We start from the raw sequence: 26,966 nt of genomic DNA, 5'->3' as shown, positions 1-26,966 counted from the left end.
CCTTTCTGCTATAGCAGGGTCCGTTCGCAGCATTATAGTTGGGTTGGTGGGGAAATGATGAGACTCCCATGGGAGAAGGAACTAGGTGAGATCCCACAGGGCTGTTAAGCCCGAGGAAGCTCACCGTTCCCCCATAGGAAAGCGAGTTATTTCCCCACCAACCCTCATCCCCATTTTAGTAACAGACCCATTTATCTCGAAACTGAGTCTTCAACAAACGGGAGCTTTTCTTAAGTAATAAACACTTAAATTTAGCAGATTTCTTTTATTAGCATTCAAACATTCTTATGTCCTTTTATCCTGCTCAAATCCTAATACTTTTAAATTGTATAAATAAGTAATTTAAGCATGACTTTCGACCCTTTTTTTAATAGAGAACAGAATAAATAGGCTTCTAAAGCAGGAGGTTCTTTCCAGAAGTCGAACAATATCATAATATGACGAGTATGGAGGTTATAAAATGGCTGAAGAACAAACTAGATATTCTCGCCTTGCGCAAATTACCAAGCTTATCAATACCAAACTTGATTTGCGCGATGTTTTAGAGCACGTCGTAACAGCCATATCCGAAGAAATCACGCGTTGTGATTCCGTTGGGATTTACCTGCCACAAGAAGATGGCACCTATAGAGGCTACGTTGGTAAACCAGCTCTTATAAATGGAATGACTCTTGATATGCATATTGTAGATCCAGAATACGATCAACTTGCAAAAGAAGTCATTGAAACGAAGAGCACCATTTACATTCCAGATACTTCAAAAGACAATCGTCCTGACTCAAGGGCGGTAAATGCGTTCAAAATTAATTCTTTACTTGTAGCCCCTATTTCCTATGAAAATGAACTTTATGGATTGGTATTTTTATTCGACTATGGAATTCCTATGGATTTAACCGATGATGAAATAGAGTCCATCAAAGCTTATGTAAATATGGCTGCTGTCGCTATTCGAAATGCCACTAATTTGACACGTAAAGAAGATTTGATTGAAGAAAAGCAGCTATTACTAGATGTAACCCGCGAACTCTCACTCTGTTCTTCTCTTCAAGAAGCCATTGACAAATGTTTCTACTACTTAAGTAAAGTGTTAAAAAACAATAACATCGGCGCTCATTTCCTTGATCCCGCAGCTGAGTTGCAGATGAAGCCCGTCAGCTTAAGTAAAAGCAGTGACTGGACAGAAGATGACTGGAAGAACACCCATCAGCAACTAAACGTCGATTTTACAAACGATGCTGCTTTCCGCGAGGTTGTAGAAAAGAAACATTCCATCATGATTCCTGACGTTACCATAGATTCAAGACCGAACCATGAGGCATGCAGGCGATTTGGTATTAAAGGATTATATATGATCCCCCTGGTAGCTGTAGGAGAAGTACTCGGGACAATAGCAATTGTAAATTTACAAGAAAAAGGCTATACATACCCGCGCAATGTCCGCCAGCTTGCTGAATCCATAGTGGATGCCACAGCACCTGTTCTTTTTAATTTAATTTATATGGAAAAACAAGAATGGATCATTAATAAACGCACTTCTGAACTCACGCAAAAGAATAAGGAACTTGAGGAAGCCATCACAGATTTACAAAAAATCAGCAATGAGAAAGAACTTATACTAAATTCAGCCGGCGAAGGGATCTTTGGTCTTAACTTAGACGGAAAAATTACCTTCGCCAACCCTTCTGCGATCGAACTACTTGGTTATCCGAACGAAGATGGAATCTTGGGACTTTCTTACAAAAAGATCTTCTATCACGTTGACCAGGCCGAACATTTCCGTGATTTTGTAGAATCGGATGATTCCGACAACAATCATGTTCATTCTGATAGCTATTTTCAAAAGAAAGATGGTTCATACTTTCCGGTCGAATATGTTATTACACCTCAAAGACAAGCTGAGCAGATTGTAGGTTATGTCATTACATTTAAAGATGTAACCTCCAGAAAACAAATGGAAGAAAAAATAAAATATCATGCCTATTACGATATAGTGACGAATATACCCAACCGTGTTTTATTCCAGGATAGGCTAAAACAGGCCTTAACGTACGCTGAGCTCCACAACCGTTCATTAGCTATCCTGTTTTTGGACTTAGATCGATTTAAGAAGATTAACGATACATTCGGTCATGGATTTGGAGATAAATTACTTCAGAAGGCAGCACAGCGACTGGAATCTGCTATGCCTAAAGATGCTACCGTTTCAAGACAAGGCGGAGATGAATTCATCATCCTTCTACCAAGCGTGAAGGAAGAGCAGGATGCGGTCAATTATGCGAACAAGATTCTCCAAGTCTTCGAGCAGCAATTCACAATTAATAACCAGGAAATATCCATTAAAACAAGTATTGGTATCAGTCTTTACCCATCTGACGGATCAGGTGCCGAAGAGCTTATTAAACATGCCGATTTGGCAATGTACAAAGCCAAAGAGCTTTCAGGGAACCAGTTTCAATTTTATTCATCGGACATCGATAATCGCTCTATAGAAACAATAAAACTGGAGAACGACCTCTACAAGGCTTTAAACGAAGAAAACTCGTTTATGTTACATTATCAGCCTAAAATGAATCTGGAAACCAAAGAGATGATTGGTATTGAAGCTCTAATTCGCTGGAATCACCCTGATTTTGGGCTCGTTCCACCTCATACCTTTATATCTCTTGCTGAGGAAACAGGGTTAATTACGAAACTCGGAGAATGGGTGTTAAAAGAAGCTTGTAAGCAGATGAATCAATGGTACATGAAGGGATATAAGGATTGGACGGTTTCTGTCAATTTGTCTCCTCAACAATTCAACCAGAAGAACTTAGTTAACGTGGTGGAGCGTGTCCTTAATGAAACTCGTCTACCCGCAGAGAACTTGGAATTAGAGTTGACAGAAAATCTTATCATTCACAATACTAGTAAAACTACGACGACTATTAAACAACTGAAGAACCTGGGGATTAAAATTTCAATTGATGATTTCGGCACGGGATATTCATCGCTTGGGTACTTAAAGAACTTTCCTGTAGATACCCTTAAAATCGATAAATCCTTTATCGATGACATTACAACGAATAAAAATAATGCAGCGATCACCAATACCATTATCACTTTAGCGAACAGTCTTAAACTTGATGTAATTGCTGAAGGAGTAGAGACGCAGGATCAGATTGATTTTCTTCAAGACCGTGGGTGCTATTTAATCCAAGGGTTCTATTTCAGTCGTCCTCTCCCTCCCGGTCAACTGATTGAAGAATTTGTAAAAAAACATTCTGCAAAGGGGTTAAAAAAATGAAATCCGTTCGAGCTGTACTGGATTACCTAGCGTCAGGAAATGTGTCCAAAATCTTCGGAATCCCTGCGGGGTCCGTTAATGCTTTTTTTGATGAACTATATGATACACCTTCCATTACGCCTATCATTGCTAAACATGAAGGTGCGGCCGCCTATATGGCAGCTTCTTATGCCAAGTATTCTCAGTCTCTCGGAGTCTGTATTGGGAGCAGCGGTCCCGGAGGTACTAACTTAGTTACGGGTGCAGCAAATGCTATGCGGGAACACTTGCCTGTGTTGTTTCTAACGGGCGCTGTACCTGTAAACACTGTAGGACTTAACGCTTCCCAGGAGCTTCATGCGGACCCGCTTTATCAATCTGTCACTAAGTACAGTAAACGAGTGGATAAGGCGGAAGACCTTCTCTCTGAAATCCATAAGGCAGTAGAAATTGCCCTCACGGGAGTCCCGGGTCCTGTACATATTGCAATGCCAATCGATGTGCAGCTGCAGGATATTCCTGCCCACCAGATTCCAGCTTTCCCATCCCGCACTCCCTTACTGCCGGATGACGAGTTAATCAATGAAACGGTTGATAAAGTGACCGAAGTCAAAAGTGGTTATATTTTTGCTGGTCAGGGTATCCGGGGTTCAGTTAATGATGTTCTTGAATTAGCCGAAACTCTCAACTGGCCGATTGTCACTACCCCGCAGGCCAAAGGGTTAATTCCGGATGATCATCCACTGCTCACTGGTGTATTCGGGTTTGCCGGTCATGAACAGGCTTCCCAGCTTATTAATGATCGTACAAAGGAAGCGGTTCTTATATTAGGATCCAGTCTCGGAGAAACGGCTACCAACAATTGGAACCCTAATATTAATAAAGACAAATGGACCATCCAGGTCGATTTCGATGCCTCTGTTTTCAATCGAAAATACGTCGTAGATACGGCGATTCACAGCGATGTCCAACTTACAGTTTCCTCCATTATCACAGAATTAAATGCACGTGGAAAGAAAAGAAATGCTTATCCTGCGGAGAACAGGGCTAAAGTTTCTTTGACGGAGGAGTACAATACCTCAAATGTGCTGCTTAAATTACAAGAAATATTGCCTTCATCTTCAAGATATACAATTGATATTGGAGAATTTATGGCCTACGTCATTAACCACATGAATGTATTTTATGAAGATTCCTTTGACATAAACGTGCATTTCGGAGCTATGGGAAGTGGTATCGGGAGTGCTATTGGCGCCAAGATTGCTGAGCCGGAGCGGCCAACGATTAGTATTACAGGAGATGGATGCTTCTTTATGCACGGAATGGAGATCCTTACGGCAAAAGAATATGATATTCCCGTACTGTTTGTAGTCATGAACAATTCACGTCTTGGCATGGTTCATCATGGACACTCCCTTCAATATAAACGAGCCCATGAACGATTTTCTCAACAACCGGTGGATATTTCTCAAATGGCTGCCTCCCTGGGTGTCCCGTGCTTTCGAATTGATCATCTAGGTGAACTTACTGAAGAAAAGGTTCAACAATTGCTTCAAAGCACAGGCCCTTCCTTACTGGAAATATCTCTGGTAGATGATACAGTTCCGCCTATGGGAGACCGAGTGAAATTTCTTTCATCTTTTGGAAAATAATTATACTGAACCATTCCCAACTCCAGATTATCAGGAAAAAGGTTCAAGTTTGTTTCAGCTCGCATCTGCGAGCTTTTTTTTATGAAAGCCCTTCGTATGAGCGCCTCCCTTTTTGAATAGTTATGGAAGGAAGCTATAGACAAGGGGTGTAGACAATGAAGACCTTTCAAGAAACTGCTAAGTTCGAGCATCAATTCTGGCTGCAAATTTTAGGGGACCACGCAAGGTTTATCAGAGATTCGTTATACCCGGAAGAAAAAGAAACAATTGAATTAGCTCAGTCTTATGTACAGCTATGGGATCATTATCTTAATCTATCCAGAAGTGGCGCCATACAGGATTGGATGACCTTCAGCCTTCAAGTTGGTGAAAAAGTACGTGAATTTCACCGGTTTAAGCTTAATTTAATTGAGCGCTCTCTTTTTAGTCAGATCAAGATTCACCTTCCTCCCACTTTTATTAATCACATGGTAAATGAACTGGAAGAATATATGCTGGTTATTGGCTATTTAGGAAAAAGAGAAGTACCGCCTCTCTTTCATGAGCTGCATCACCATCTCCTTTGGTTAATGGACGCTTCAGGACACGCAGGAGCTATTAATGATGAACTTGACGGCGTGGAAAAGCGCCTGAAAGAAAAAAGCGATAAGTTCACAAAGCACTTTGAGCAGTTTTACTTAAAAGCCGTAGAAATGAAAGGATATCTGCGCACAAATCGCCAGTCCTTTCCAGCATTAAAACGATTTAACGATGAAGTAGCTCTTGAAATGAAGATTTTTAAAACCTTCCTGAGGGAGCTGGAAGAAATGGAAATGAATGCTGAACTACTAGGTACTTTTTCTACTTTAATGGCAGACCATATGGCGCGCGAAGAATGCTATTACTTATATAAAATAGCTGAATCAACCCAGGGAGAATACCCTTCCTGTGACCCTACAAAGCCCCGTACAGAATAAAAAAGCACCCACATTGGGTGCTTTTTTATTCTGGAAAATTCTCATTTGGAAGCTTGTAAAATTCACGGATATAACTATAATCTCCGGCCATACGCCCCACAGGTTTCAATTTATAAGGGTCAATCTTATCTGTTTCCATATACACTTCCTCCCTAACATGATAGCCAACAACCTTTCCAAGAATTAGCTGGTTGAGCCCTAGATCAATGATCCTGTCGAGCTCACACTCCATGCTTACGGGTGAATCAGTAACTAGTGGAGCTTTTACATACGCCGCTCGTTCTGTCCTGGTTCCTGCTTTTATGAATTCATCTGTTTCTCTCGGGTGAGCTTTGCTGCTTTCATGCATCTGATTAGCCAGCGACTCAGATACGATATTCACGACAAAATGGCCGGTCTCTTTGATATTAGTAAGTGTATCCTTTTCCCTATCTACACTTCCCACTGAAAAACATAACGTAATAGGGTCCATTGAAGCTACTGTAAAAAAGCTGAAGGGCGCTAAATTGCGTACCCCATTCGTACTTTCTGTAGACACCCATGCAATCGGTCTCGGTACAACTGCTCCTTTGATCAACTTACTCATATTATGATCTTTAAACTGATCCTTATGGATTAACAAAACTTATCCCTCCTGAGAGCCTTTATAACCATCATACGCGAACCGTTTTTTGTTCTCACCTCTCTTGCTCAGTTTGTGTTTAATCACTACATTTTAGGGAATATATGGATTAATTCACACAAAATTTACAATATTTAAAAGGAGGCCCTTTAATTGGGACAAATATGGAGCAATATAGAGCAAGGGATCGCAGACTTGTCAGGGTTTTTATGGACGTATCCACTTGCTATTATTCTGATTGCAGGAGGTATTTTCCTCACCATAAGAATCAAATTTTTTCAATTTCGCTTTTTTGGTCACGTTCTTCATCAAACCATCGGTCAAATCTTCAAGAAAACTGATAAGAAAGGTACCATTACCCCCTTTCAAGCATTCACCTCTGCCTTAGCCTCTACAGCAGGAGCGACCAATATTGTGGGTGTGCCGATCGCCATCTCCTTAGGGGGACCCGGAGCATTATTCTGGATGTGGATTATTGCTCTGATTGGAATGGCCACTAAATACTCTGAAATCCTGCTGGGTATGAAGTACAGAGAAAAGAACGAAAAGAACGTTTGGGTCGGGGGACCTCAATATTACATAAAAAAAGCCCTCGGCTGGAAATGGCTTTCCTCAGCCTTTGCATTTTTCCTTATGATTGAATTGATACCCAGTACGATGGTGCAGTCCAACTCTATTGCTACCCAGGCAGAAGGAGCATTCGGATGGCCTGTTTATATTACAGGTGCTGTCGTATGTATCGCTATAGCCGCTGTCGTGTTTGGAGGTATTCAGCGTATTGCCAAGGTAACCGATAAATTGGTGCCGGGGATGGTACTTATTTATTTGGCCGTCTGCCTGTATGTAATCTTTGCCAATGCCGGGCAGCTACCTGAAGTATTTGGACTCATTTTCACCCATGCTTTCACACCGGTTTCTGCAACAGGCGGCTTCGCAGGAGCAGGTATTGCTCAAGCTTTACGCTGGGGGATTGCGCGCGGTCTGTATTCTAATGAAGCAGGACTTGGAACAGCTCCTATCGCTCATGCTGCTGCCAAGACAGACCACCCTTCCAGACAAGGTCTCTGGGGAATCTTCAGTGTCTTTATTGACACGATTGTCATCTGTACAATTTCGGGCATAACCGTTTTAGTTACCGGAGCATGGAAAGAGGTTGGGGGCACGGATGCTTCCAACATGATTAACATTGCCATTGGTACAGAGTTTGGAGACGTCTTCGGAAGTACATTTATCTCCATTTTTCTATTATTCTTTGTCATGACCACTATTGGGATCTTGGTATTCTATGGCGAAAAACAAGCGGAGTATCTATATAACCTTAAATTTGCTCGTGTTATGAGAATCGTATATATTTTAGCGGTTTTTGTCGGAGCCATCGGCGGGCTGAAGTTTGTGTGGCAATTCCTTGATTTGCTTCTTGCCTTTGTACTGCTTGCTAACATTATTCCGCTCCTCTTCCTGCATAAAGAAATTGCAGCCCTTACAGATGATTATGTGAACCGAGTATATAAGAAACGTAAAAGTAACCAAGAAGTCGAATTGTTTGATGAAGAAGAAGCTGGTTAAACTAACGTGCATAAAATAATCATCAAAAAAGCAAGCATGGCGATCCATGCTTGCTTTTTTCAATTTCTAACGTAAGAATACGTGATTACCAATAACCGTGGTTACTTCTTTGCTGCTCAGGTAGCTGCTGGAGGCTTTCGCAGGGTTATAAAAGAAAAGAGATTCGTTATCATATCCCTGATAAGCTACAGCTTCCTCTACAGCCTGTTTGGATTCCTGACTGGCAGGCTGCTCGATCGTCCCGTTCAATACTGGAGAGAATTGAATTCCATCATAAACCACTCCATAAATTGAGTTAGGAAATTCATTGCTTTCTACACGATTCAACACCACTGTAGCTACACCAACTTTACCTGCATAACTTTCTCCTTTAGCTTCCGCCTCAACTAATCGGGCCAGTAAATCTTTCTCCCATTTTTCCGGCAGCACAGGCATTTGCAACTGTTCTCCCGGATAAATCATGGAAGACCACTTATCATTGACCGCCTTCAGCTGATGGGTAGAAATCCCATAGTTCGATGCAATACTATATAAGGAATCGCCCTTTTGGACGGTATATGTTTCTTCGGCACCTTCCGTCTTCGCAGGGAAAGCAAATGTGAAAATTCCAGCAAACACCAATAAAGAAACCATTAAATTCTTAAACATATGCAAACCAACCTCCCTGAAATAATCTATTTAACACATTAACATGAGAGGTTAAAATTTTTCACTATTAATTCTTTCCAACATTACCAGCTGTGTAATGTACGGAATAGGAGCTTAAATGATTTTATGAACTACTAGAAAGGGTTAAAATGAGAGAAATAGAGAAAAAGCAGGTGATTTGAATGTTAGACACGCATGCCCGAAAGTATGTACAACCATCTATAGAAAAAACCGCTTCTTTTTTACTAAGAAGAGGGAGGACCCCTAACCAGATAACCATTCTCGCACTTATTGTAGGTCTTTCTACCAGTCTTCTCTACTTAAGCGGTTATCCAATAATGGGAGTAATCGTATTATGGGTATCAGGTTTTTTAGACGCTGTTGACGGGACGATGGCACGCCATACTAAATCATCTCCCTTTGGAACCGTCATGGACGTTACGTTCGATCGAATTGTGGAAGTAGCAATGATTGTGGCAATTGCCTATTTACATCCCGAAATCATGTGGCCATTACTACTGTTAAGCGTTTCGATCATTATTTCCATGACTGTTTTCCTAGTGGTAGGGGCAGTCTCTGAAAAGGCAGGGATCAAGTCATTTTATTATCAAGCAGGAGCGGCTGAACGATCAGAAGGCTTTATATTCTTTAGTATTATGCTTCTATTTCCCAACTTCCTTCTATGGTCCACTCTTCTTTTCTTCGCTGTGGAATTGTTTACAGGAATACAAAGATTCATAGAAGCAAAGCGAATCCTGCAGTAAATGGAAAGGAAAAACTTAATACGCTGATTTATTTTCTTTACTCTCCCACTTTTTAAACGGAAGCGCTGCATCCTGTACGTTTATCCTGCGGAAAGGTAGGGATCTCTCCTGTGGATCTTTTGAAACTTCTTTATAGATCAGATTATCATCAAAACCTGCACGTGACGCATCATCTCTTCCTGCAGCAAAGTACACCTGCTCAGGACGCGCCCAATAGATAGCTCCCACACACATGGGGCAGGGCTCACAGCTTACATAGAGCTCGCATCCTTTTAATTCAAAATGGTTCAGAGTTTCGCACGCTCTTCGAATCGCCTGGACTTCCGCGTGCGCTGTTGGATCCATCTTCTCTGTCACTCTATTACCTGCTTCCGCAATGATAGCCCCTTCTTTTACTACAATGGCAGCGAATGGACCTCCATCGCGATCCACATTGTCAGCGGCTAATTGAATCGTGTACTTCAGATATTCTTCTTCAGTCATCTGGCTAACCTCCTCTTGTTGGTGGGTTTAATCTACTTTTAAAAATCAAGCTCTCCCCCTTTTAACCGCTTCACACCTCTCTGAGCGGCCAGGTCTTCTACAAGCTTCAATAGCGCACGATCCTTTTCCTTAGCCTCAATCATGACATCGATTGGCTGCTCTGTCTGTTTCACTACCTTTAAAAAAGGAGTTACAAACGTTTCATCTACGTGATCTGCATGACTACGGTAAGCTTCTTCACTCTTTGGAGAAGATAAGTGAACTTTAGGTGGAAACCTGTATCCTGCCCATGTTTCGTAAAACCTCGGCAAAAGTTCAGCTAAATCTTCTTCAGCGGTATGATTAGCCATGTAATGATGATAGTCAAACACCATGGGGATCCCTTCTTTTTCGCATACTTCTAAGGTTTCTGTAGTGGTGTAGGTTTTATCATCATTCTCTAAGGTCATTTGCTTTTTAATTGGATTAGGTAATTGCTTTAAATTTTCATGAAAGCGCTCAAGTGCAGCTTCTTTATCCCCATATGCTCCTCCGATATGAAGATTAATATGAGATTCATGGTGGAGCCCCATCGCTTTCAATAAAGCATAATGATATTCCATGTCTTTCACGGCATTCTCTGTCACATGTGTTTTATCACTCGTAAATAGTGTGAATTGATTAGGATGGAAACTCGTTCTTAACTGATGTTTCTTTACGAGCTTACCAATTTCAGCATATAACTCCTTGAATGGTGTAATATAATCCCACTCCACCTCCTTATGGGTGGCTAACGGAACAAGTGCAGAAGAAAACCGATACAGCGGTATTTCATGTGCAATATTGTAATGAATGGCCCTGAGTGTATGCTGTAAATTTAGACGGGTAATTCTTTGCAGCTCAGGGATCCGCTCTTCTTCTTTTAATTTTTTGTATCTCGAAAAGGTCATGGTTTTTGCAGGGGTAGCTTCCCAAAGGGAGAGTGCATGGGCTACGTAGCCGAATCTTATGATCATTTAAATAAACTCCTTCTTCACTCCTTGAATATCTATAAATATATTCCCCTTTTACCAGGTGTTTAATATAAATACAGCATTTTCATTCATGTTTTTCAGCTACAAAAAAAGAATCTTCATCAAGAAGATTCTCCTATCTCATACAAACACTGGACTTTTAGTAAATGGAAAGCGTAATTAACGAAACAATTATACCTATGAATCCGCACATCAAGGTGTACGGAAGATTTTTTAAAACGATTTGATAGGGATTGACGCCTAAACCAACAGACGTAATCGTTACAATAAGACCATATGGAGCTGAGGGCACCGTAGCAATTGCGCAGCTTGCGAGTAAAATCGTCAAAGTTACCGAAGGCAGTGCTTCTGTTAACAGGCCGCTGACTCCACCAAAGATCCCCATCGTAGCAATTGGATGCACACCCAGCAGAGTTAACACAAGAAATGCAGCTTGAATAAACAACATAATGAGTAGAGGGCTGCCTTCTAAAGCAACAATCGGATCCTGTAAATATTGTAAAAACGGAGAAGCATTCAATGCCTCCGTAAAAAACGATAATGATAATAATAACACGATGAAATTATTTAAATTATTCGTCTGTCTTTTCCAAGTAGGCCATCCAATCTGCAAGAAACTGTTTTTTCGCTGTTTTACTACCGCCCATATAAAAGCAAATGGGAATATAGCAATGGTGACAGCAAACAGAAAGTCAAGCTGAACAACGTTCGCTAAGAACACAACCAACACTAGAAATAGAATAAGAGCAGCAATAAATTCCATTAATTTCTTTTTATTTGATTGGGGAGAGCTTCCATCAAGTGGATTATTTCCTATATCATGTTTTCGAAAAATGAGCTTTCCCACAGCAGAGTCCAATATAATTCCGATCAGAGCAATAAGAAGCATCCACGGCAGCACTTCTAAGTAATTCGCACCTGTTATAAAAATCGATGTAGCCAATAAAATTTCCAATGGACTCCACAGTAGTGCTAGGGAATATCCCCGAAGCGTCGCCATGGCTATGAAGCTATTTTTAACTTTAGTTTTAGCCTCTTTTAGTTGATTTTTTAACAGGTCTTGTGAAATTGTTGCTGATGATAAATTCAAAAAAGCAGCCAGCGAGACCATCGTTACTTCACTTCGTATGTACAAGGCTCCCATACCATTCACATTCCCGCCAAGCAAAGACTGCAGCAATTTATTATATCTACCAGCTTTCACTACACTATTCATCCATGGGAGCATAGAAAGAAGGAAAAGCAGACTTATGTTCCCAGCAAAGAAAGAAGGTACTTCATTTACTGAGACGTCACTCGATATAAAGAAAAAAATGCCGACTGCTAACAGCACGACACCAAGGATTCGGAACACCCTGTCGGCTCTTGGAAAATTAATGATCAACATAATTATACCCATGGCCCCAATGACAAAGAATAGAATATCATTTGCCCAGAACACGTGAACAATATTTAGTAAGAACACCAATGAGTAAAAGATGTATAAATAATTTGTAATCTTTAAATTGTGCATAACCTCACCTGCCCCTAGGCTAACGATATATTGGATATAGGATGAGTCCGTCTACTTATTTTTACCAATGTTCTTATCCTATCGGTTACACTGATTATTTTCAAGAAACTTGAACTTCAGGATTGAGTTTATTTCTTATCCTTAAAAAGGGCCATCATCAACTTCGATTCAATATTTCCTTCCCCTTCTGCTAGGATGCTTTTTCAATACTCATCCCATCTACTAACTCTTGAAGTTCATATGTTAATTGATTTAGCTGGCCAACAACAGTTACTAATGCCTAAGACATTGCCAGCTGTTGTTGGGAAGCTGCGGCTATTTGCTCACTGCTTGCTTCGTTTTCTTTAGCAGCTATTTTTCAGCTTTTGCATTGAAGCTTAAATACCAGCTCCACTTGCACGGACTTGGGAAGAACGCTGCCCCGTATCTTTTATCCGGTTAGTAACTTCCGACGCAGCTTTCTGGATACCCGAGACAACTTTTTGAATAGATTGTGCAGAGCTCCTCTGCCTTTTTGTATAAAAAAAGCTGCCGGAAAACCAGCAGCTTCATTCTTTCCTTCATTCTTTTTATCGGATGTTCATCTCAGAAGGTTTAGGTCCTTTTCTTTCTCCGCGGTCTAATTTATTAATAGATTTCATATCCTCCGCAGTCAGTTCAAAATCGAATACATCAAAGTTTTCTTCGATTCTTGAAGGTGTGACTGATTTTGGAATAACAATGGTCTCGTTTTGTAAATGCCAGCGGATAATGACCTGGGCAGCTGTTTTATTGTGCTGCTCTGCTATTGATTGAATGGTTTCGTCATTCAGCACTTCTTTTCCTTGCATTAGGGGACTCCACGCTTCCAGATGGATACCATTTTTGCGGCAGAAATCTTTTAGTTCATTCTGTGCAAGGTAAGGATGGCATTCGACCTGGTTAACGGATGGTTTTACTTCACACTCTTCCATCAGACGCTCCAGATGGTCAATATCAAAGTTGCATACGCCGATCGCTTTTACTTTTCCATCCTTCTGCAGTTGTTCCAGTGCTTTATACGTTTCTACATATTCATCGTATTCAGGAGTCGGCCAATGGATAAGGTAAAGATCCACATACTCAAGGCCCAGCTTATCCAGACTAGTCTCAAGCGCTTGAATGGTGTTGTCATATCCTTGGTCGGCGTTCCATACTTTAGTCGTAATAAATAGTTCGTCACGGCCTAAACCGCTTTGCTTAATAGCTTCGCCCACTTGCTCTTCGTTTTTGTAGGCAGCAGCCGTATCTATATGACGGTATCCTGTTTCAAGTGCTTTTGATACAGCAGCTACCGCATCTTTCTGTTCTACTTGCCATACTCCAAATCCTAGTTGAGGCATTTCCACAGTGCTATGAAGTGTCATGGTTTTCATAAAAAACTCCCTTTCTTATTAAAGGTTTACAGAGGCAGTGTAGCACAGATGGATTTCCAAATGCTTCTATTCTGCTTACCTTATAAGAAAGAGAGGCTTCTTAATATTCATTATATGCGGTTTGATAAACTTCTACAGATCTTTCATGACCACAGGTTAGTTGATAGGCGAGCGTGCCTCCCTGCTCTTCCTTATCAATACTCTGACATGTCTTAGTCGTTATTTGCCCATTCCCTAGCTTATCTCTTCGATTATCGTGTTTATAATTAATCTCTTCCCCATTAAAAATAAGATCAATAAAAATGGGATCTCCTTCTGTCGTACGTCTCACAATGTGTACCTCGTCCACGGTCCCCTGCTGAACATTCTGAATAAAAGCATCCAGCCCCTCAATAATCTCAACTGGTTTTTCTACAGCTTTTTCCTCAGGTTCTTCTTTGTTTGCATCAGCAGAATCCTTCGCATTTTTTTCTTCTTTATTATCAGCTTCCTGATCTTCCTCCTGGTCCATCGTGACATTTCCCTGATCCTTGGAGCGGTCAGTTCCCTCTTCGGTGCTCTCAGCACAGCCGGTTAGCAATAAAGCAAGCAATAAAACTCTCCACACTTTCATGCTTGATCACCTCTGCTTCATTAGACGAATCAAATGAATTTACGTTACAACCGGCCGCGAGAAGCTCAGCTTTTTAGTAAGGTAATCTGCCAACTGGAGCCAGTTCCAATATTATAAGCATTAGCAAACGAACCCTGGTTAATGGCTACACCTAAGTTATCAAGTGAATTAACGTACACTAAAGGCTCACCCTTGTGAGTATCAGCAAAAGAACGACCAAAAGTCATCGAGTTACGGTAAGCTTCCCGGCCATCGTGAGTTATCGTTACCTCCAACGTGTCTCCATAACCAACGCCAATTTGTTTGAAGAAATCACGGGGGATGTTGGTCCACAGGTTTCCAAAACGTATGTCCAGTATGTCGATGCTCCCCGCTGCAAAATTTCTTCCTATACTTGGTTCCTGAATAGGTAGTTCCTCCAGTGATTTTAATGGTACTTCAGGGCCTACTTCTTCAAACGAAATTACTCCAGAGGCAAGTCGTGCTCCTGTATAGGCATAAATATCTCTTCCATGAAACGTATAGGACTCCCCTGACCTCGGAAGCCGATTAATAGTTTCATCAATTTCACGTGCCTGTACAATACCTTCTGTACGCTTAATATGGGTCAGTGTTCCGTTATCAGGAGTGATCACAAAGTGACCTGCTCCTGTTTTTACTCCGAGACTCCTTCTCGTCGAACCTACACCGGGATCCACCACTGAAACAAAAACCGTACCTTCCTTCCAGTATGCGATTGTCTGCCACAATCTATAGGAGGCTTCCCATATATTGAAAGGAGGGATATCATGCGTTAAGTCAAATATTGATAACCCCTCAGATACGGAATAAGCCACCCCGTGCATGGCGCTGACTGCCCCGTCACTTCTGCCAAAATCAGATTGTAGAACTAACGCTTGATTCATCGAATCCCGCCTCTTTTTTTAGTTATAAATTATTGATAGTTTATCCAAATCCTTCAGCAAAATCAACAAGTTTATCGTTTATGAAGACTTTCAAAAAAAGATTCTAATTTTATTTGTTAAAACGATTATCCTTCACAGCCAGCCACAACGAGCTTAATCATTAGCTTCTTTAAATCTTCATATTGATTCGTAAAGATAAGCTCCCATTACTTGAAGACTTGATTTCGAGACATTTGTGAGAATTAGGTCCTCCGGGGGACGATTTCGCTTTCCGGCCCTGCACGACGCAGGGTCGTTCGACGTTGCCACACGAGGTGGCGTTCTTAGTCGAACCTCTTCTGTGCTGAGCTTCCTCGGGCTTAACAGCCCTGCGGGATCTCACCGATCATGTTCATCCCGCAGGAGAGTCTACATCGTCCGAGAGGCTAGGCACCGAAACTAGCCTGGAGCTGGCGGAGATAAAGGAAACACGAAGAGCGGAGCGATTCGATGTTGACTTATCGTACAGAAGTGAGGGAAGTCTCACTAGCCGCTAGGTGCTGGAGCTGGATAGCACTCATCGTCGTTTATGTCCTGATTTACGCTTATAACTTATGAACGTATAAGAGCGGGAGAAGGGATTAGGTGAGATCCCGCAGGGAGTGAAACGAGCGAGGAAGCTGATGGTAAAGGGAGGATCGACTAAGATCGCCACGTCATGTGGCAACGTCGATCGACCCTACATCGTGTAGGGCCATAGGAAAGTGTTCAAATGTGGAATCACCCCGAAAGACACGACCAGCATAAGCCGAGCATCAAAAGGAGGGTGGTTTTTCCGTCCGTTGATGAACGGCTTATGTCTCGAGTGTCTGGGTGATGGAACAAGACGAGTTATTTCCCCACCAGCCCTCTTCCACTTAGAGTAGCGGACCCAATTTATCTCGAAACTGAGTCTTACAGTAACCGGCCCTATTGTTTAATAAGGTTATGGTGAAAAGTGAAGAAAATTGGTTAATAGAGCCCAATAATAAAATAACCAAACGTTACAGTTAACGTTTGGCTTTCTTCTTAGGATATATAATGATCATGCGAAACATGATATAAATAAACAAGGAAAAAAATATAAGAGCACTGATTCCATTGGGAACTGGTGTGTTTTTTAAAAGGATACTCAAAACCAGCGGCACGGTTGCAGCATACGCTGTCATCTTCCATAACTGCTGATAAGTCAGTTTACGATCCAGCTGGTTCGTCATGAGTAGAGCCGCACCTGCAAGAGCAGATACCCCCACAAGAATTAAAAATATAATCAGCATTGGATAGAAGACAAATACCTGTACCAGATAGAGGCCGCGGGACACTTCGGTCAAGTTTGAGTCAAGACGTATAATCGTTCCGATCATATCTGGCAGAAATAGAACCGTCATTAAAATGAACAAGTACAAGATCGTACTTGTAATTCCCTTCCGATTTAGACGAAACATCGCTTCCTTCTTAGGTAAACGTACACTATTCCATAATGAATCAAAAAACTCCATGTTATTCTCCTGCCTTAATCTGCATACACAGCAAGTTCTTCTTCAATCTTTGTACGGATTTTATCCAGAGCTTCTTCTGTCGTTTTAGCAAAAACACGTGTTCCATTGACAATAGCATAAGGTCTGACTGCACACATGCCGCAGAAGGAAAGGCATTCATTCATGAGTACCGCCACTTCAGGGTATTCGGACTCAATAATATCTTCAATATCAAGCTCAGTTATTAAGTTTCCGTCACAAACTTCTACTACTACTACCCCCATGGTTAAATACTCCTTTCTGTAATGACTAAGATGATAATCCTAAAATTTCTCGTGCATGACGTTCGTCCTGTTTCATCTCTTCTACCAGTGCTTCCATTCCTTTAAAATCCACCTCATCCCGAAGATGACGCAGGAACTTTACGGATACAGTCTGGTCGTACAAATCTCCTGAAAAATCCAGAATGTAAGCCTCAACTTTATAGGAATCACCGTTTACCGTTGGACGGTAACCAGCACTAACTAACGTATAATAATGTTCGGGAGCCTCCCGGTGAAGTTTAACCACTCCTAGATAGACAGCCGGTTTTACTTCTACATATTCCTTAATATCTCCCAAATTCAAAGTTGGAAACCCTAGTTCGCGGCCAAGCTGCTCCCCTTTTTCTACTACCCCTGTAATTTCTAAAGGACGTCCAAGCATGGATTGAACGGCTTCCATTTTTCCTTCGTGAACGAGAGATCGTATTCTTGTACTGCTGATCTTTTCCCCATTCATTTTTAGGTGAGGCACAATTTTCACAGGTATGTTTATTTCTTTACAGATGTCAGCAAGCCCCTGTGCATCAGAACCTCTTCCCTTACCGAAGCGAAATCCTTCCCCGACAAGAATATGTGAGATGTTTAATTGACTTAAATGCTCAAAGACAAATTCTTCCGGAGAGGTTTTAGCGTATTCTTTTGTGAAATGTACATGATAGTAACGATCAACTTCGCACCCTTGAAGCGACCTTATTTTATCTTGGTAAGAAGATAGAGATGAAGCATATTCAGGATCTCCTTTTAACACCCATTTAGGATGATCGGAAAATCCATAAACAGCAATTTTATCCTCAGAGGAAGCCAGCTTTTTTGCCTCATTCAGAAGGTATTGGTGCCCCAGGTGCATTCCGTCCATTTTACCAATAACTAATACGACAGGCTCTGAGTTTTGCGGCGGCTGTGCCGTTACTTCAAATATCTCCATCTCCATTGCTCCCCTTTAGTATAATGATTAAACCTATTAATTATATAATACCATGTCCTATTTAAGCAACACTCGCTCCCATTTGCAACTGTTCTGCACGTCATGTTTAATAACAGACAGGAAGCTCTTACATAGGAGGCGATCTGATGATTGAGAAAGCGAGACATTTTGCTGCAGAAGCCCACAAAGGACAAAAGCGAAAAAATTCAAATACTGATTATATCGTCCACCCTGAACGAGTGGCAGAATCATTACTAAAGGCAGGGTTCAGACCAGAAGTAGTATGTGCGGGATACCTTCATGACGTAGCAGAAGACACGTCTTATACACTGCAAGACATTGAAGACGAATTTGGAGAAGATGTTAAAGCATTAGTAGCCGCTCACACAGAAGACAAGAGCAAATCCTGGGACAAACGTAAAAGCCACACGATTCAATCTGTTAAAGAAGGTTCGATGGAGATTAAAGCATTAATAGTCGCTGACAAATTGGATAATCTTCAATCACTGACTCAGGATCTCGAAGTATATGGGGATGATGTTTGGAATAACTTTAACGCTGATTACGAACATCAGAAGTGGTATTATCAGTCTATATCGGACGTGATGGCCGACGGATTAAAAAAGGAAGATGTTCCGGCTTTTTTTAATAAATACCGGGTACTAGTTAAACAAACGTTTGATTAATCCAAAAGGAAGGCTCGGAATGTCTCCGGCCTTCCCTTGATTTATAACATAACAGGACGATAATAGCTGGCAATGATCTCTTCATCAGAATGAGGAATTTCTTCTCCTCTTACAATCTGGGCATTATTTATACAGCCACTGGTAAGAAGAATAATGTCATTTTCCTTACCGAGCTCCAGAGATCTTTTCACCCCTTCAGCGCGAGTCTGCGCTGTATGAATATAAGGAGCTTCAGGTTCTTTGAAACCAGTCATTACCTGGTCGATGATGACCTGAGGATGGTGGTAACCTGGATGATCCACAGTTACAACCACTTGATCGGCTTTTCCTTCAATCGCGGCAGCCATTTTGGGCATTTTATTAAAGTCACGAATTCCTATGCCGGCTATCATAACAATTAACCGGCGGTAATCCAGTTTCTTTACTTCTTCCAACAACCTTTCCAGAGCGACCGGGGTGTGAGCATAATCCAGAATAACTTTCTGGTTGTGCGGGGTTTGAATCACCTGGAACCTTCCTTCTGGTCCCTCAAGCTTTGGAAGAACATTTAAAACTTCACCTAGCGTAAATCCAAGCAGAAGGGATGTCCCTATAGCGGACAGTACATTTGCGACATTATAGGTTCCATACACAGGTACATAAACCTTGTCCGTAGTTCCATTGAAAGATAAATCAAAAATTGAACCTTCTTCTCTCACTTCAATATTTTCTGCTTTAAGGTCAGCCTCGCTGTTTGATTGAATACTGTAGGTAATCATGTTTTCATCGTGGAGTTTTAAGAGATCTTTCCCCATTCCATCATCATCTATATTAACCACTTTATGAACGGATTGATGGAAGAGTCTCATCTTGCACTCTCTATAATGATCAATGGTTTTATGGTACTCGAGGTGTTCTTCGGAAAAATTAGTGTGAATGGCTACATCAAAAGTTATTCCTTCTACACGCTGTTGATCAAGAGCAATGGATGATACTTCCATAACTGCCGCATGGTCACCTTCCTCAACTAGATCACGAAAAATATGATGCAAGTCTAAAGATTCAGGCGTAGTAGGAGTACTCTTTTTATAAACGAACCTTCTTTGCGACGACCAGATTCCCGTTGTTCCAATCGATCCCGTTTTCATGCCTAGAAGTGTTAATAGTGAACGCACGTAGGCCGTTACTGTAGTCTTGCCATTTGTACCTGTTACCCCAATCGTCGTCAAACGCTCATCTGAATTGCCGAAGAAAAATTTTGAAAAAGAAGCCATGGCTTCTCTAACATCATCCACCACCACAAATGTACAATGAGGGTAAGTTTGACTAAGCTCCAGAAATAACGATTCGTTCACGCCAATAATAAGTGATGCGCCATTTTGAACCGCTTCTGCTGCATACTGATCTCCATTAAAACTTTCTCCTTTAATACTGAAGAAAGCAAAATTCCTCTCTACTCGTTTGGAGTGAAAGGCGAGATGCACCACCTCCTGGTAAGCAGGCCCGTACATACGCTTTATATTCAAATGTTTGAATTGATCAAAATGTATCATCATAGCTGTTTCCTCACTCATAATATAATAGTTAGCGTCGTCAGATTCGCGTTAAAATATGTATGTTCTCTCTATTTGATTAACGGAAATAAACCCATCATCTTCCGGACTCCAATACCTCCGCGCCCACACTAAAATTAATTAGACCTTTTCCCTTATTTTAACGTAGCCAAACGCTTTTGACTTCTAATAAATGAAAAACAGTCACAGCGCCCAGGTAATTGCCAAATAAACCCACCTCAGGTCATCCATATTCTGGAGGACCTGAGGTGGGTTTATTTTCCTTATTTCTTAGAATAAATCTTTATTCGATCGGAGAACTTAAGCGGTAACAAGCTTTTAGGAGGTATGGAGTGGTATGAAGAAATAAATTATATCCGCAGTAACACTCCTGCTGCGGCAAATTAATCAGGTCTTAAACGGCATGTCAGCTTCTTTATTTACTGCAGAAGTTGAAACAGATGTTTTCGACAGCATTACAGTTAAGCTGATGAGGGTAACAAGAATTGTAGCCCCCATATCTGACAGGATAGCTACCCATAGTGTAAGCCAGCCTGGAATCGTCAGTAGTAATGCGGCAAGTTTCAATCCTAAAGCAAGAGAAATGTTAAGCTTAACCACTCGATTCACTTGCTTGGCAATTCTTATAGAACTTGGCAGTTTACCCAGGTGGTCCTGCATAAGGACAATATCTGCTGTCTCAATCGCACTATCGGTTCCTTTCCCCATCGCAATGCCAAGATCAGCTGTAGCTAAAGCTGGTGCATCATTAATACCATCACCTACCATAGCAAGCTTGGTACCTTTACTTAGTCTCTTCACTTGTTCTACTTTCTGCTCAGGAAGCAAACCAGCATATACATCGGTTAACCCAATTTCACCAGCTACTTTTTGAGCTGTTTTTTCATGGTCTCCTGTAAGCATAATCGTATGCTTAATCCCTGCCGAATGAAGGTCTTTAATTAAGGACTTACTTTCTTCTCTTATCTCGTCAGCGATTCCGAATAAACCAAGAATCTTTTCTTCACTTGAAACAATGACCAGCGTAAATCCTGCCTCTTTCAATGACTCAATATCCTTTTGCTGTTCTTTAGATAAATTCAAGTGAGTAACCGTCTGTTCGCTGCCCATATAGTAAGGGTTGTGATCAATTTCAGCGTATATCCCTTTCCCTGGTAACGCTTCTACTTTTGAAGGCTCTTTCAATGCTGAGTTCTTAGCGTTAACTTCAACCATAACGGCTTTGGCAATCGGATGGGATGAATTTTTTTCAATAGACCCAGCTATTGAATAAAAGTGTTCCGCATCATATATTCTCGCTGTCTGAACGGCAGGTTCTCCCTTAGTTAATGTGCCTGTTTTATCAAAAGCTATGCTTTCTACTTTACCTAGCTGCTCTAAAAATACGCCGCCCTTTACCAATATCCCGTTGCGGGCGTTTTTTGTAATTCCGGACACGATAGCAATTGGGGAAGATAAAATAAGCGCGCACGGGCAGCCCACAATTAAAACCGCAAGCCCCTGATAAAGTGCTGATCCCCATTCCATACTGAATAACAAAGGCGGAAGGACCATAACCAGAAGGGAAATTAACATGATAGCCGGGGTGTAGTACTTAGCAAAACGATTAATAAACAATTCGGTCGGGGTTTTCATTTCCTGTGCTTCTTCAACTAAATGTAATATTTTCGCTAACGAGGAATCTTCATAAGCTCTGGTTATTTTCACTTTTAGAAGGCCTTCGTTATTAATGCTCCCTCCATACAGGTTTTCACCCGCCGCCTTTTCGACTGGCAGTGATTCGCCAGTAATAGCCGATTCATTCACCGAACTGAACCCTTCCAGTACTGTCCCATCTGACGGGATCTTTTCACCAGCTTTTACGAGTACTAAATCATTCTCTTGGAGGGATTCGATTGGTACGACTCTTTCGGAGCCATTCTCAAGTATCAGAGTGGCCTGTTTAGGAGCCACTTTTAGCAGCTGCTCCATGGAATTCCTTGCTTTTTCCATACCGAGACCTTCCAAATATTCATTTAAACCAAACAGGATAGCTACAATAGTGGCTTCACGCCATTCTCCAATAGCTACGGCTCCAACCAATGCAATTGTCATTAACGTATCAATATTAAATTTCAGTCTCACTAAATTTCTGGCACCTTTAATAAACGTCTGGTAACCACTGAGAGCCATGGCAGCTACGTACATCATAATTAACACATAGCCTGAAACAGAGCTTTGTAATAAAAACGTAAGACCGAAGATCACGCTTGAAAGAAAAACCAGCATCTTCATATTGGAACCGTGAGAGTGATTGTGACCGTGGTGACCTTTCTCTCCATGCTCGTTCGCTTCTACGAGCGAGGCTCCATCTGATTTTAATATTTGGCGCACTTTATTTAAGTTTACTTGTTCATCGACGATAAGTTTACTTGAATTAAACTTCAGCTGTGCAGCGTCTCCGTGATCTAACTTTTTAATTTCGCTTTCCATTTCGGCTGCACAATTTGCACAGGACAACCCCTGGAGTTTATATTCCTTCATTCTTTCCCTCTCCTTTAGTGATGCAGAGCGTGATTGATCGTTTGCTGTAGGACATTGATGACGTGCTCATCATCATGAGAGTAAAATAGTGTTGTACCTGCTCTTCTGTATTTAACTAAACGCAAGTTCTTCAAAAATCTCAGCTGATGTGAAACGGTTGACTGTCTCAACTCTAAAGTATCTGCAATTTGGTTAACGGACATCTCCTGTTCGCAAAGAAGATGTAAGATTCGTATACGTGTCGGGTCAGATAAAGCTTTAAACGTTTGGGAAACAACGAACAGCGTCTCCTCGTCCAGCCCTTCTACTTCTTGCTCTTCCTTTTGATCTTCTTTTTTCGATTCATTATCCATATTACTCTACACCATCCTTATATGCACATATATTCATATATACATCTATCGTATGCAGGAAGGTGTTTCTTGTCAACCATGTTCTTGCCCATGTTTATTCCACATTTTTATTGGGAATTATTCTTTTAGCGCGTGATGCTGCGTTAAATAAAAAACTTATATAAACGTTTCTTATATTAAAGGAGGATTTTTGTATGGCTAAGAAAGTATTAATGGTGCTTACTAATCATGATAAAATCACTGATGAGACACCTACAGGCGTATGGCTTTCCGAATTCGGAGAGGCTTACAATGAATTTAAACAGCACGGTTATGAAGTAACTGTAGCAAGCCCAAACGGCGGAGTGGTTCCTGTGGATCCAAACAGCGTGAGCGAAGATGAACCACAGGAAATTTTAGATACCAAGCCTCACCTGGAAAGCACAGCACCAATCGCTGATTTCTCAGCTGAACAGTTTGACGCTGTTTTCTTGCCAGGCGGACATGGAACCATGTTCGATTTTCCTGATAATGAAACTCTTCAAAAACTGCTTCGTAACTTCTACGAAGCTGATAAATATGTAGCAGCCGTCTGTCACGGTCCAGCCGGACTTACAGGTGCAACTCTATCTAATGGAGAGCCACTGGTTAAAGGCAAACGTGTCAGTGCCTTCACGGACTCAGAAGAAGCTGAAACAACTCTTGATCAGTACATGCCTTTCCTATTGGAAAGTAAATTGAATGAGCTAGGAGCCACAGTTTCTTCAGGACCTAATTGGAGTACTCATTATGAAGTAGACGGTTACTTGATCACCGGTCAAAATCCTCAGTCTACTGAGGCTGTCGCGAAAGAACTTGTTAAACAACTAGGCTAATAGTAGAGAAAGGCTGATATCCGAGCAGGATGTCAGCCTTCTTTATGTAGGGAATCACCCTCGGAAAGGGCACTTTAAAAATTACTCAGGTATTATTTGTGGTGATGTCGACCGCAAACACAGTCGAAGAGTCTGCGAACAGAAAGTAGATAATAAAAAAGAGTCCTATGGTAGAATGATTTGTACAAAGAAGGAGGTCTTGGATGAAGAAAAAATTAGACCATATCGGCATTGCCGTTCGAAATATAGAAGACAGTATCGAATTTTATACGAATGAATTGGGCGGGACGTTAATCGACCGCTACCGAAGCGAAGCAGAAGGCGTTGAAAGCGAAATTGCCATCATTGATATTGATGGTGACAGGACTGAACTTCTCATGCCTACTAATAATACAACTTCTCCTATTGCCAGGTTTATTAAGCAGAAAGGAAAAGGCGTTCATCATGTGGCCTATCATGTAGGAAATCTTGATCAAGCTTTGAAAGAACTTGAAACCAAAGGTATCCGCACACTAGAGTGGTCACTTCGAACAAATAAGCATGGAAGGCGTTTAATTTATTTAAACCCAGCCGATACAGAGGGAACTATTATCGAGTATTGTGATTATCCAGAACTAAAATCTTAGGACCAGCACCTTATTAAATAGGCCCTGGTCCAACATTTTCTATATTCATTAAAACTTCCATTTATTATCATAAAGGTGAAAATAGGAAGGTTCACTAGGTTCTTCAAATGTTCATTCCCGTTCCCTTGTCCTAGCATGAAAAAAAGACCAAATCTCATCGTGATTTGGTCTTTTTTTCGCCAAGCTTTAATATATGTTTTCTCTAGTGAGAGTGAACGGCGTACTATTAGGATCGTCACTCATTCTAGTTCATGATCTCTATCGCTTCTGATAGATCATAATCAGCAGGATCAAGATCTGTTTCCTGACCTAGAGCAAGCTTTGCAAGTTCAGCCCCAAGAAATGGGCCAGAAGTTAATCCAGATGCCCCGAGACCGTTAGCTGCCAGCAGGCCGGGGTGCTCTGGCACATAACCAAACACCGGAAGAAATCCAGGTGTAAACGGCCGGAATCCTACACGTGTCTCAAGAAGGGAACTGTTATATAAGCCTGGTGCGTAACTAAGTGTTTGGTCAAAAATTTCATGTATACCTCCCGCTGTCGTTCGACGATCAAATTCCGTATCATCTTCATGTGTAGATCCAGCGACAATTCTTCCTCCACCGAAAGATAACAAATATTTATTGGTCGGGGGCATAACTACAGGCCACTCGCTTGTGTCCTTTCCCGGTAGTTTCAAATGGACAATTTGCGCCTTTTGGAAGGTAACCTTAAAATCAATACCTAAAGGAGTAAATAACTCTTTGGCCCAGGCTCCTGCTGTCACGATCACTTGATCGGCAGCGTAAAACTGACTATCTACCTGCACACCTCTAGTACCTTCCTCTTTATATACAAGAGAAGCTTCTCCTTTAATCAGAACAGCCCCATGTTTCTTGGCTGCATTAAGCAGAGCATCTCTCATTAAGCGCCCATCCACTCGAGCACCTCCACTTACGTGTACCGCTCCATATTCCTCTGATAATACTGGAAAAAGCTTATACGTTTCCTCAGGAGAAAGCCGGGTTACTTCTCCGATCTCAGGCGCATCATCTCTTCGTTTTAATACTCTTTCTACCATCTTATCCAGCTTAGCTTTATCGGTATGCAAACTGATAGCTCCGACTCTCTTGTAGCCTGTTTCTGCTTCTCCATCGTCTTGCAGCGATTGCACTAAGTCCGGATAATAATTAGCGCCTCCTCTGACAAGCTGATACCACTTTTTATTTCGACGCTGAGAAAGCCACGGGCATACAATCCCCGCGGCCGCTTCTGTGGCTTGCCCCTGATCCTCTCGGTCCACAATGAAAACCTCAGCCCCCGTTTTTGCTAAGTGATATGCCGTTGAAGCACCAAGAATCCCTGCGCCTACCACAATATATCTAGTCACATCTAACACCCTGTTTCCTCTTAGATTCACTAATCAGTTATTTTACAACAGATGAGAAGGTGTCTCAAACGTGAACATACCTGACAGAGCAACTCTCTTTATTCTAAGCAGTTAGCTCTATGATCTGGACTGAGCACATGTGATCCGTTAGCTGCACCTCGCGAATGCAAGCATTTCTTGTTGAACTTCAACAGCGCTCGCTATATTCACAAAGGCAGCGGTAACATTGGTCTATGATACTTACACAATCATGTACGTTTTCATTTTCTATTACATAAAGACTATAACTATTTTTCGTGATGGTAAACGGGTGGATTGTGACCGTACGGCAGTTATCATTGGAGAGCCTTTGCAGTTCTAGAAAAATAGGATCCCATTCATCTTCTACTATTTAAAACTTCTTCTATAAAATAAACTCTACTTCCCACTGATCATTTACGTAGAGACCAATAACCTCTGCTTGATAGCCCCATGATTGAATAAGCTTCACCGATTGCTTGATCTGATTTACTTTTTCTTCTCTTGGAACAGGGTTACCTGCACAGTCATGGTGACCCACTACTGCAATAATGTCAGATCCGTGTTTTTCACAGGAAATTCCCACTTTAGCTTGCATAGCTTCTAAATTGTCCGGTGAACCTTCAAGTAAATAACGAGTCGGTCCTGCCTCAGTAATCATATCTACGTATTCAGCATCGTACTTCTCCTTCATCCAATGGATGACCGGCAGCTGGACTCTTCCGTCCATGCAATTAATAGCTGTCACAAATTCTCTTTTGCTCATAACATTACCTCCTGAAATTTATGGTCTATTTAATAGTTTATCAAATTTCCAGTAAAAAAGTATAGAACAGGCACGCCACATTA

The 26,966-nt window shown here is 41.4% G+C and carries 24 protein-coding genes; 8 read left to right on the top strand and 16 right to left on the bottom strand.

The features are described from left to right. Positions 1 to 460 precede the first annotated feature (460 nt). The 3 genes from BMZ06_RS13705 to BMZ06_RS13695 all read left to right on the top strand — a co-directional run bounded on the left by BMZ06_RS13705 (position 461) and on the right by BMZ06_RS13695 (position 5,870). Positions 461 to 3,283 carry an EAL domain-containing protein gene (locus BMZ06_RS13705; RefSeq protein WP_089752656.1) on the top strand — a complete coding sequence of 941 codons (2,823 nt, stop codon included), beginning with the start codon at positions 461 to 463 and terminating at the stop codon, positions 3,281 to 3,283. Then, the gene (locus BMZ06_RS13700; protein WP_089752654.1) at positions 3,280 to 4,914 is read left to right on the top strand and encodes a thiamine pyrophosphate-binding protein; all 1,635 of its coding nucleotides are present in this window, start codon (positions 3,280 to 3,282) and stop codon (positions 4,912 to 4,914) included. Before BMZ06_RS13705 ends, BMZ06_RS13700 begins: the two co-directional genes overlap by 4 nt. 155 nt (positions 4,915 to 5,069) lie before the next feature. Continuing rightward, positions 5,070 to 5,870, top strand: a complete 801-nt coding sequence (locus BMZ06_RS13695) for a DUF2935 domain-containing protein (RefSeq protein WP_089752651.1) — start codon at positions 5,070 to 5,072, stop codon at positions 5,868 to 5,870. A gap of 25 nt (positions 5,871 to 5,895) precedes the next feature. Here the strand turns inward: BMZ06_RS13695 and BMZ06_RS13690 are convergent, their stop codons facing one another. After that, positions 5,896 to 6,492, bottom strand: a complete 597-nt coding sequence (locus BMZ06_RS13690; protein ID WP_089752649.1) for a flavin reductase family protein — start codon at positions 6,490 to 6,492, stop codon at positions 5,896 to 5,898. A gap of 153 nt (positions 6,493 to 6,645) precedes the next feature. Between BMZ06_RS13690 and BMZ06_RS13685 the strand changes: the two genes are divergently transcribed. Then, positions 6,646 to 8,058: an alanine/glycine:cation symporter family protein gene (locus BMZ06_RS13685; protein ID WP_089752647.1), complete on the top strand. Its 1,413-nt coding sequence runs from the start codon at positions 6,646 to 6,648 to the stop codon at positions 8,056 to 8,058. Positions 8,059 to 8,124: 66 nt separating this feature from the next. On the opposite strand, the gene BMZ06_RS13680 is transcribed toward BMZ06_RS13685, so the two are convergent. Then, positions 8,125 to 8,706 carry a cell wall hydrolase gene (locus tag BMZ06_RS13680; RefSeq protein ID WP_089752645.1) on the bottom strand — a complete coding sequence of 194 codons (582 nt, stop codon included), beginning with the start codon at positions 8,704 to 8,706 and terminating at the stop codon, positions 8,125 to 8,127. Positions 8,707 to 8,888: 182 nt separating this feature from the next. On the opposite strand from BMZ06_RS13680, the gene BMZ06_RS13675 reads away from it, so the two are divergent. After that, positions 8,889 to 9,470, top strand: a complete 582-nt coding sequence (locus BMZ06_RS13675) for a CDP-alcohol phosphatidyltransferase family protein (protein WP_089752643.1) — start codon at positions 8,889 to 8,891, stop codon at positions 9,468 to 9,470. 15 nt (positions 9,471 to 9,485) lie between these two features. Here the strand turns inward: BMZ06_RS13675 and BMZ06_RS13670 are convergent, their stop codons facing one another. The 9 genes from BMZ06_RS13670 to ribF all read right to left on the bottom strand — a co-directional run bounded on the left by BMZ06_RS13670 (position 9,486) and on the right by ribF (position 18,135). Continuing rightward, positions 9,486 to 9,953 carry a nucleoside deaminase gene (locus BMZ06_RS13670; protein ID WP_089752641.1) on the bottom strand — a complete coding sequence of 156 codons (468 nt, stop codon included), beginning with the start codon at positions 9,951 to 9,953 and terminating at the stop codon, positions 9,486 to 9,488. A 38-nt stretch (positions 9,954 to 9,991) separates the two neighbouring features. After that, positions 9,992 to 10,948 carry a UV DNA damage repair endonuclease UvsE gene (gene uvsE / locus BMZ06_RS13665; protein ID WP_089752639.1) on the bottom strand — a complete coding sequence of 319 codons (957 nt, stop codon included), beginning with the start codon at positions 10,946 to 10,948 and terminating at the stop codon, positions 9,992 to 9,994. Between the two features lie 157 nt (positions 10,949 to 11,105). Beyond that, complete coding sequence (locus BMZ06_RS13660; protein WP_089752637.1) at positions 11,106 to 12,479, bottom strand: hypothetical protein; 1,374 nt, start codon at positions 12,477 to 12,479, stop codon at positions 11,106 to 11,108. Between the two features lie 569 nt (positions 12,480 to 13,048). Then, the gene (locus BMZ06_RS13655) at positions 13,049 to 13,873 is read right to left on the bottom strand and encodes an aldo/keto reductase (protein ID WP_089752636.1); all 825 of its coding nucleotides are present in this window, start codon (positions 13,871 to 13,873) and stop codon (positions 13,049 to 13,051) included. A 100-nt stretch (positions 13,874 to 13,973) separates the two neighbouring features. Next, positions 13,974 to 14,486: a DUF4362 domain-containing protein gene (locus tag BMZ06_RS13650; RefSeq protein WP_089752634.1), complete on the bottom strand. Its 513-nt coding sequence runs from the start codon at positions 14,484 to 14,486 to the stop codon at positions 13,974 to 13,976. A gap of 65 nt (positions 14,487 to 14,551) precedes the next feature. Beyond that, positions 14,552 to 15,391 (bottom strand): SAM hydrolase/SAM-dependent halogenase family protein, encoded by an 840-nt coding sequence (locus tag BMZ06_RS13645; protein ID WP_089752631.1) that lies wholly within the window; start codon positions 15,389 to 15,391, stop codon positions 14,552 to 14,554. A gap of 1,028 nt (positions 15,392 to 16,419) precedes the next feature. Further along, positions 16,420 to 16,908: a DUF1189 family protein gene (locus tag BMZ06_RS13640; RefSeq protein WP_089752629.1), complete on the bottom strand. Its 489-nt coding sequence runs from the start codon at positions 16,906 to 16,908 to the stop codon at positions 16,420 to 16,422. Between the two features lie 14 nt (positions 16,909 to 16,922). Beyond that, on the bottom strand, positions 16,923 to 17,171 hold the full coding sequence (locus tag BMZ06_RS13635; RefSeq protein WP_089752627.1) for a YuzB family protein: 249 nt from the start codon (positions 17,169 to 17,171) through the stop codon (positions 16,923 to 16,925). Positions 17,172 to 17,196: 25 nt separating this feature from the next. Next, positions 17,197 to 18,135, bottom strand: a complete 939-nt coding sequence (ribF, locus tag BMZ06_RS13630; RefSeq protein WP_245756015.1) for a riboflavin biosynthesis protein RibF — start codon at positions 18,133 to 18,135, stop codon at positions 17,197 to 17,199. Positions 18,136 to 18,281: 146 nt separating this feature from the next. On the opposite strand from ribF, the gene BMZ06_RS13625 reads away from it, so the two are divergent. After that, positions 18,282 to 18,821: an HD domain-containing protein gene (locus BMZ06_RS13625; RefSeq protein ID WP_089752623.1), complete on the top strand. Its 540-nt coding sequence runs from the start codon at positions 18,282 to 18,284 to the stop codon at positions 18,819 to 18,821. Positions 18,822 to 18,862: 41 nt separating this feature from the next. On the opposite strand, the gene BMZ06_RS13620 is transcribed toward BMZ06_RS13625, so the two are convergent. From BMZ06_RS13620 to BMZ06_RS13610, 3 genes are all read right to left on the bottom strand, one after another. Then, a complete protein-coding gene (locus BMZ06_RS13620) occupies positions 18,863 to 20,356 on the bottom strand; it encodes a UDP-N-acetylmuramoyl-L-alanyl-D-glutamate--2,6-diaminopimelate ligase (protein WP_089752621.1) in 1,494 nt (497 codons plus the stop codon). Between the two features lie 405 nt (positions 20,357 to 20,761). Then, the gene (locus BMZ06_RS13615) at positions 20,762 to 22,897 is read right to left on the bottom strand and encodes a heavy metal translocating P-type ATPase (RefSeq protein WP_089752619.1); all 2,136 of its coding nucleotides are present in this window, start codon (positions 22,895 to 22,897) and stop codon (positions 20,762 to 20,764) included. 14 nt (positions 22,898 to 22,911) lie between these two features. Beyond that, the gene (locus BMZ06_RS13610; RefSeq protein WP_089752618.1) at positions 22,912 to 23,250 is read right to left on the bottom strand and encodes an ArsR/SmtB family transcription factor; all 339 of its coding nucleotides are present in this window, start codon (positions 23,248 to 23,250) and stop codon (positions 22,912 to 22,914) included. Positions 23,251 to 23,444: 194 nt separating this feature from the next. Between BMZ06_RS13610 and BMZ06_RS13605 the strand changes: the two genes are divergently transcribed. Then, a complete protein-coding gene (locus BMZ06_RS13605) occupies positions 23,445 to 24,104 on the top strand; it encodes a type 1 glutamine amidotransferase domain-containing protein (RefSeq protein WP_014641488.1) in 660 nt (219 codons plus the stop codon). Positions 24,105 to 24,307: 203 nt separating this feature from the next. Continuing rightward, the gene (locus BMZ06_RS13600; protein ID WP_089752616.1) at positions 24,308 to 24,730 is read left to right on the top strand and encodes a VOC family protein; all 423 of its coding nucleotides are present in this window, start codon (positions 24,308 to 24,310) and stop codon (positions 24,728 to 24,730) included. A gap of 244 nt (positions 24,731 to 24,974) precedes the next feature. Here the strand turns inward: BMZ06_RS13600 and BMZ06_RS13595 are convergent, their stop codons facing one another. Both BMZ06_RS13595 and BMZ06_RS13590 read right to left on the bottom strand, forming a co-directional pair. Next, a complete protein-coding gene (locus BMZ06_RS13595) occupies positions 24,975 to 26,099 on the bottom strand; it encodes an NAD(P)/FAD-dependent oxidoreductase (RefSeq protein ID WP_089752659.1) in 1,125 nt (374 codons plus the stop codon). A gap of 403 nt (positions 26,100 to 26,502) precedes the next feature. After that, positions 26,503 to 26,883, bottom strand: coding sequence for a carbonic anhydrase (locus tag BMZ06_RS13590; protein ID WP_089752614.1), 381 nt, complete (start codon positions 26,881 to 26,883; stop codon positions 26,503 to 26,505). Positions 26,884 to 26,966 lie beyond the last annotated feature (83 nt).

The organism is Halobacillus alkaliphilus (genome assembly GCF_900113125.1).
In the GTDB taxonomy this organism is placed as follows: Bacteria; Bacillota; Bacilli; order Bacillales; family Halobacillaceae; genus Halobacillus; species Halobacillus alkaliphilus.
Note: the sequence above shows the minus strand (reverse complement) of the source record. Positions and strands in the feature narration are given on the sequence as shown.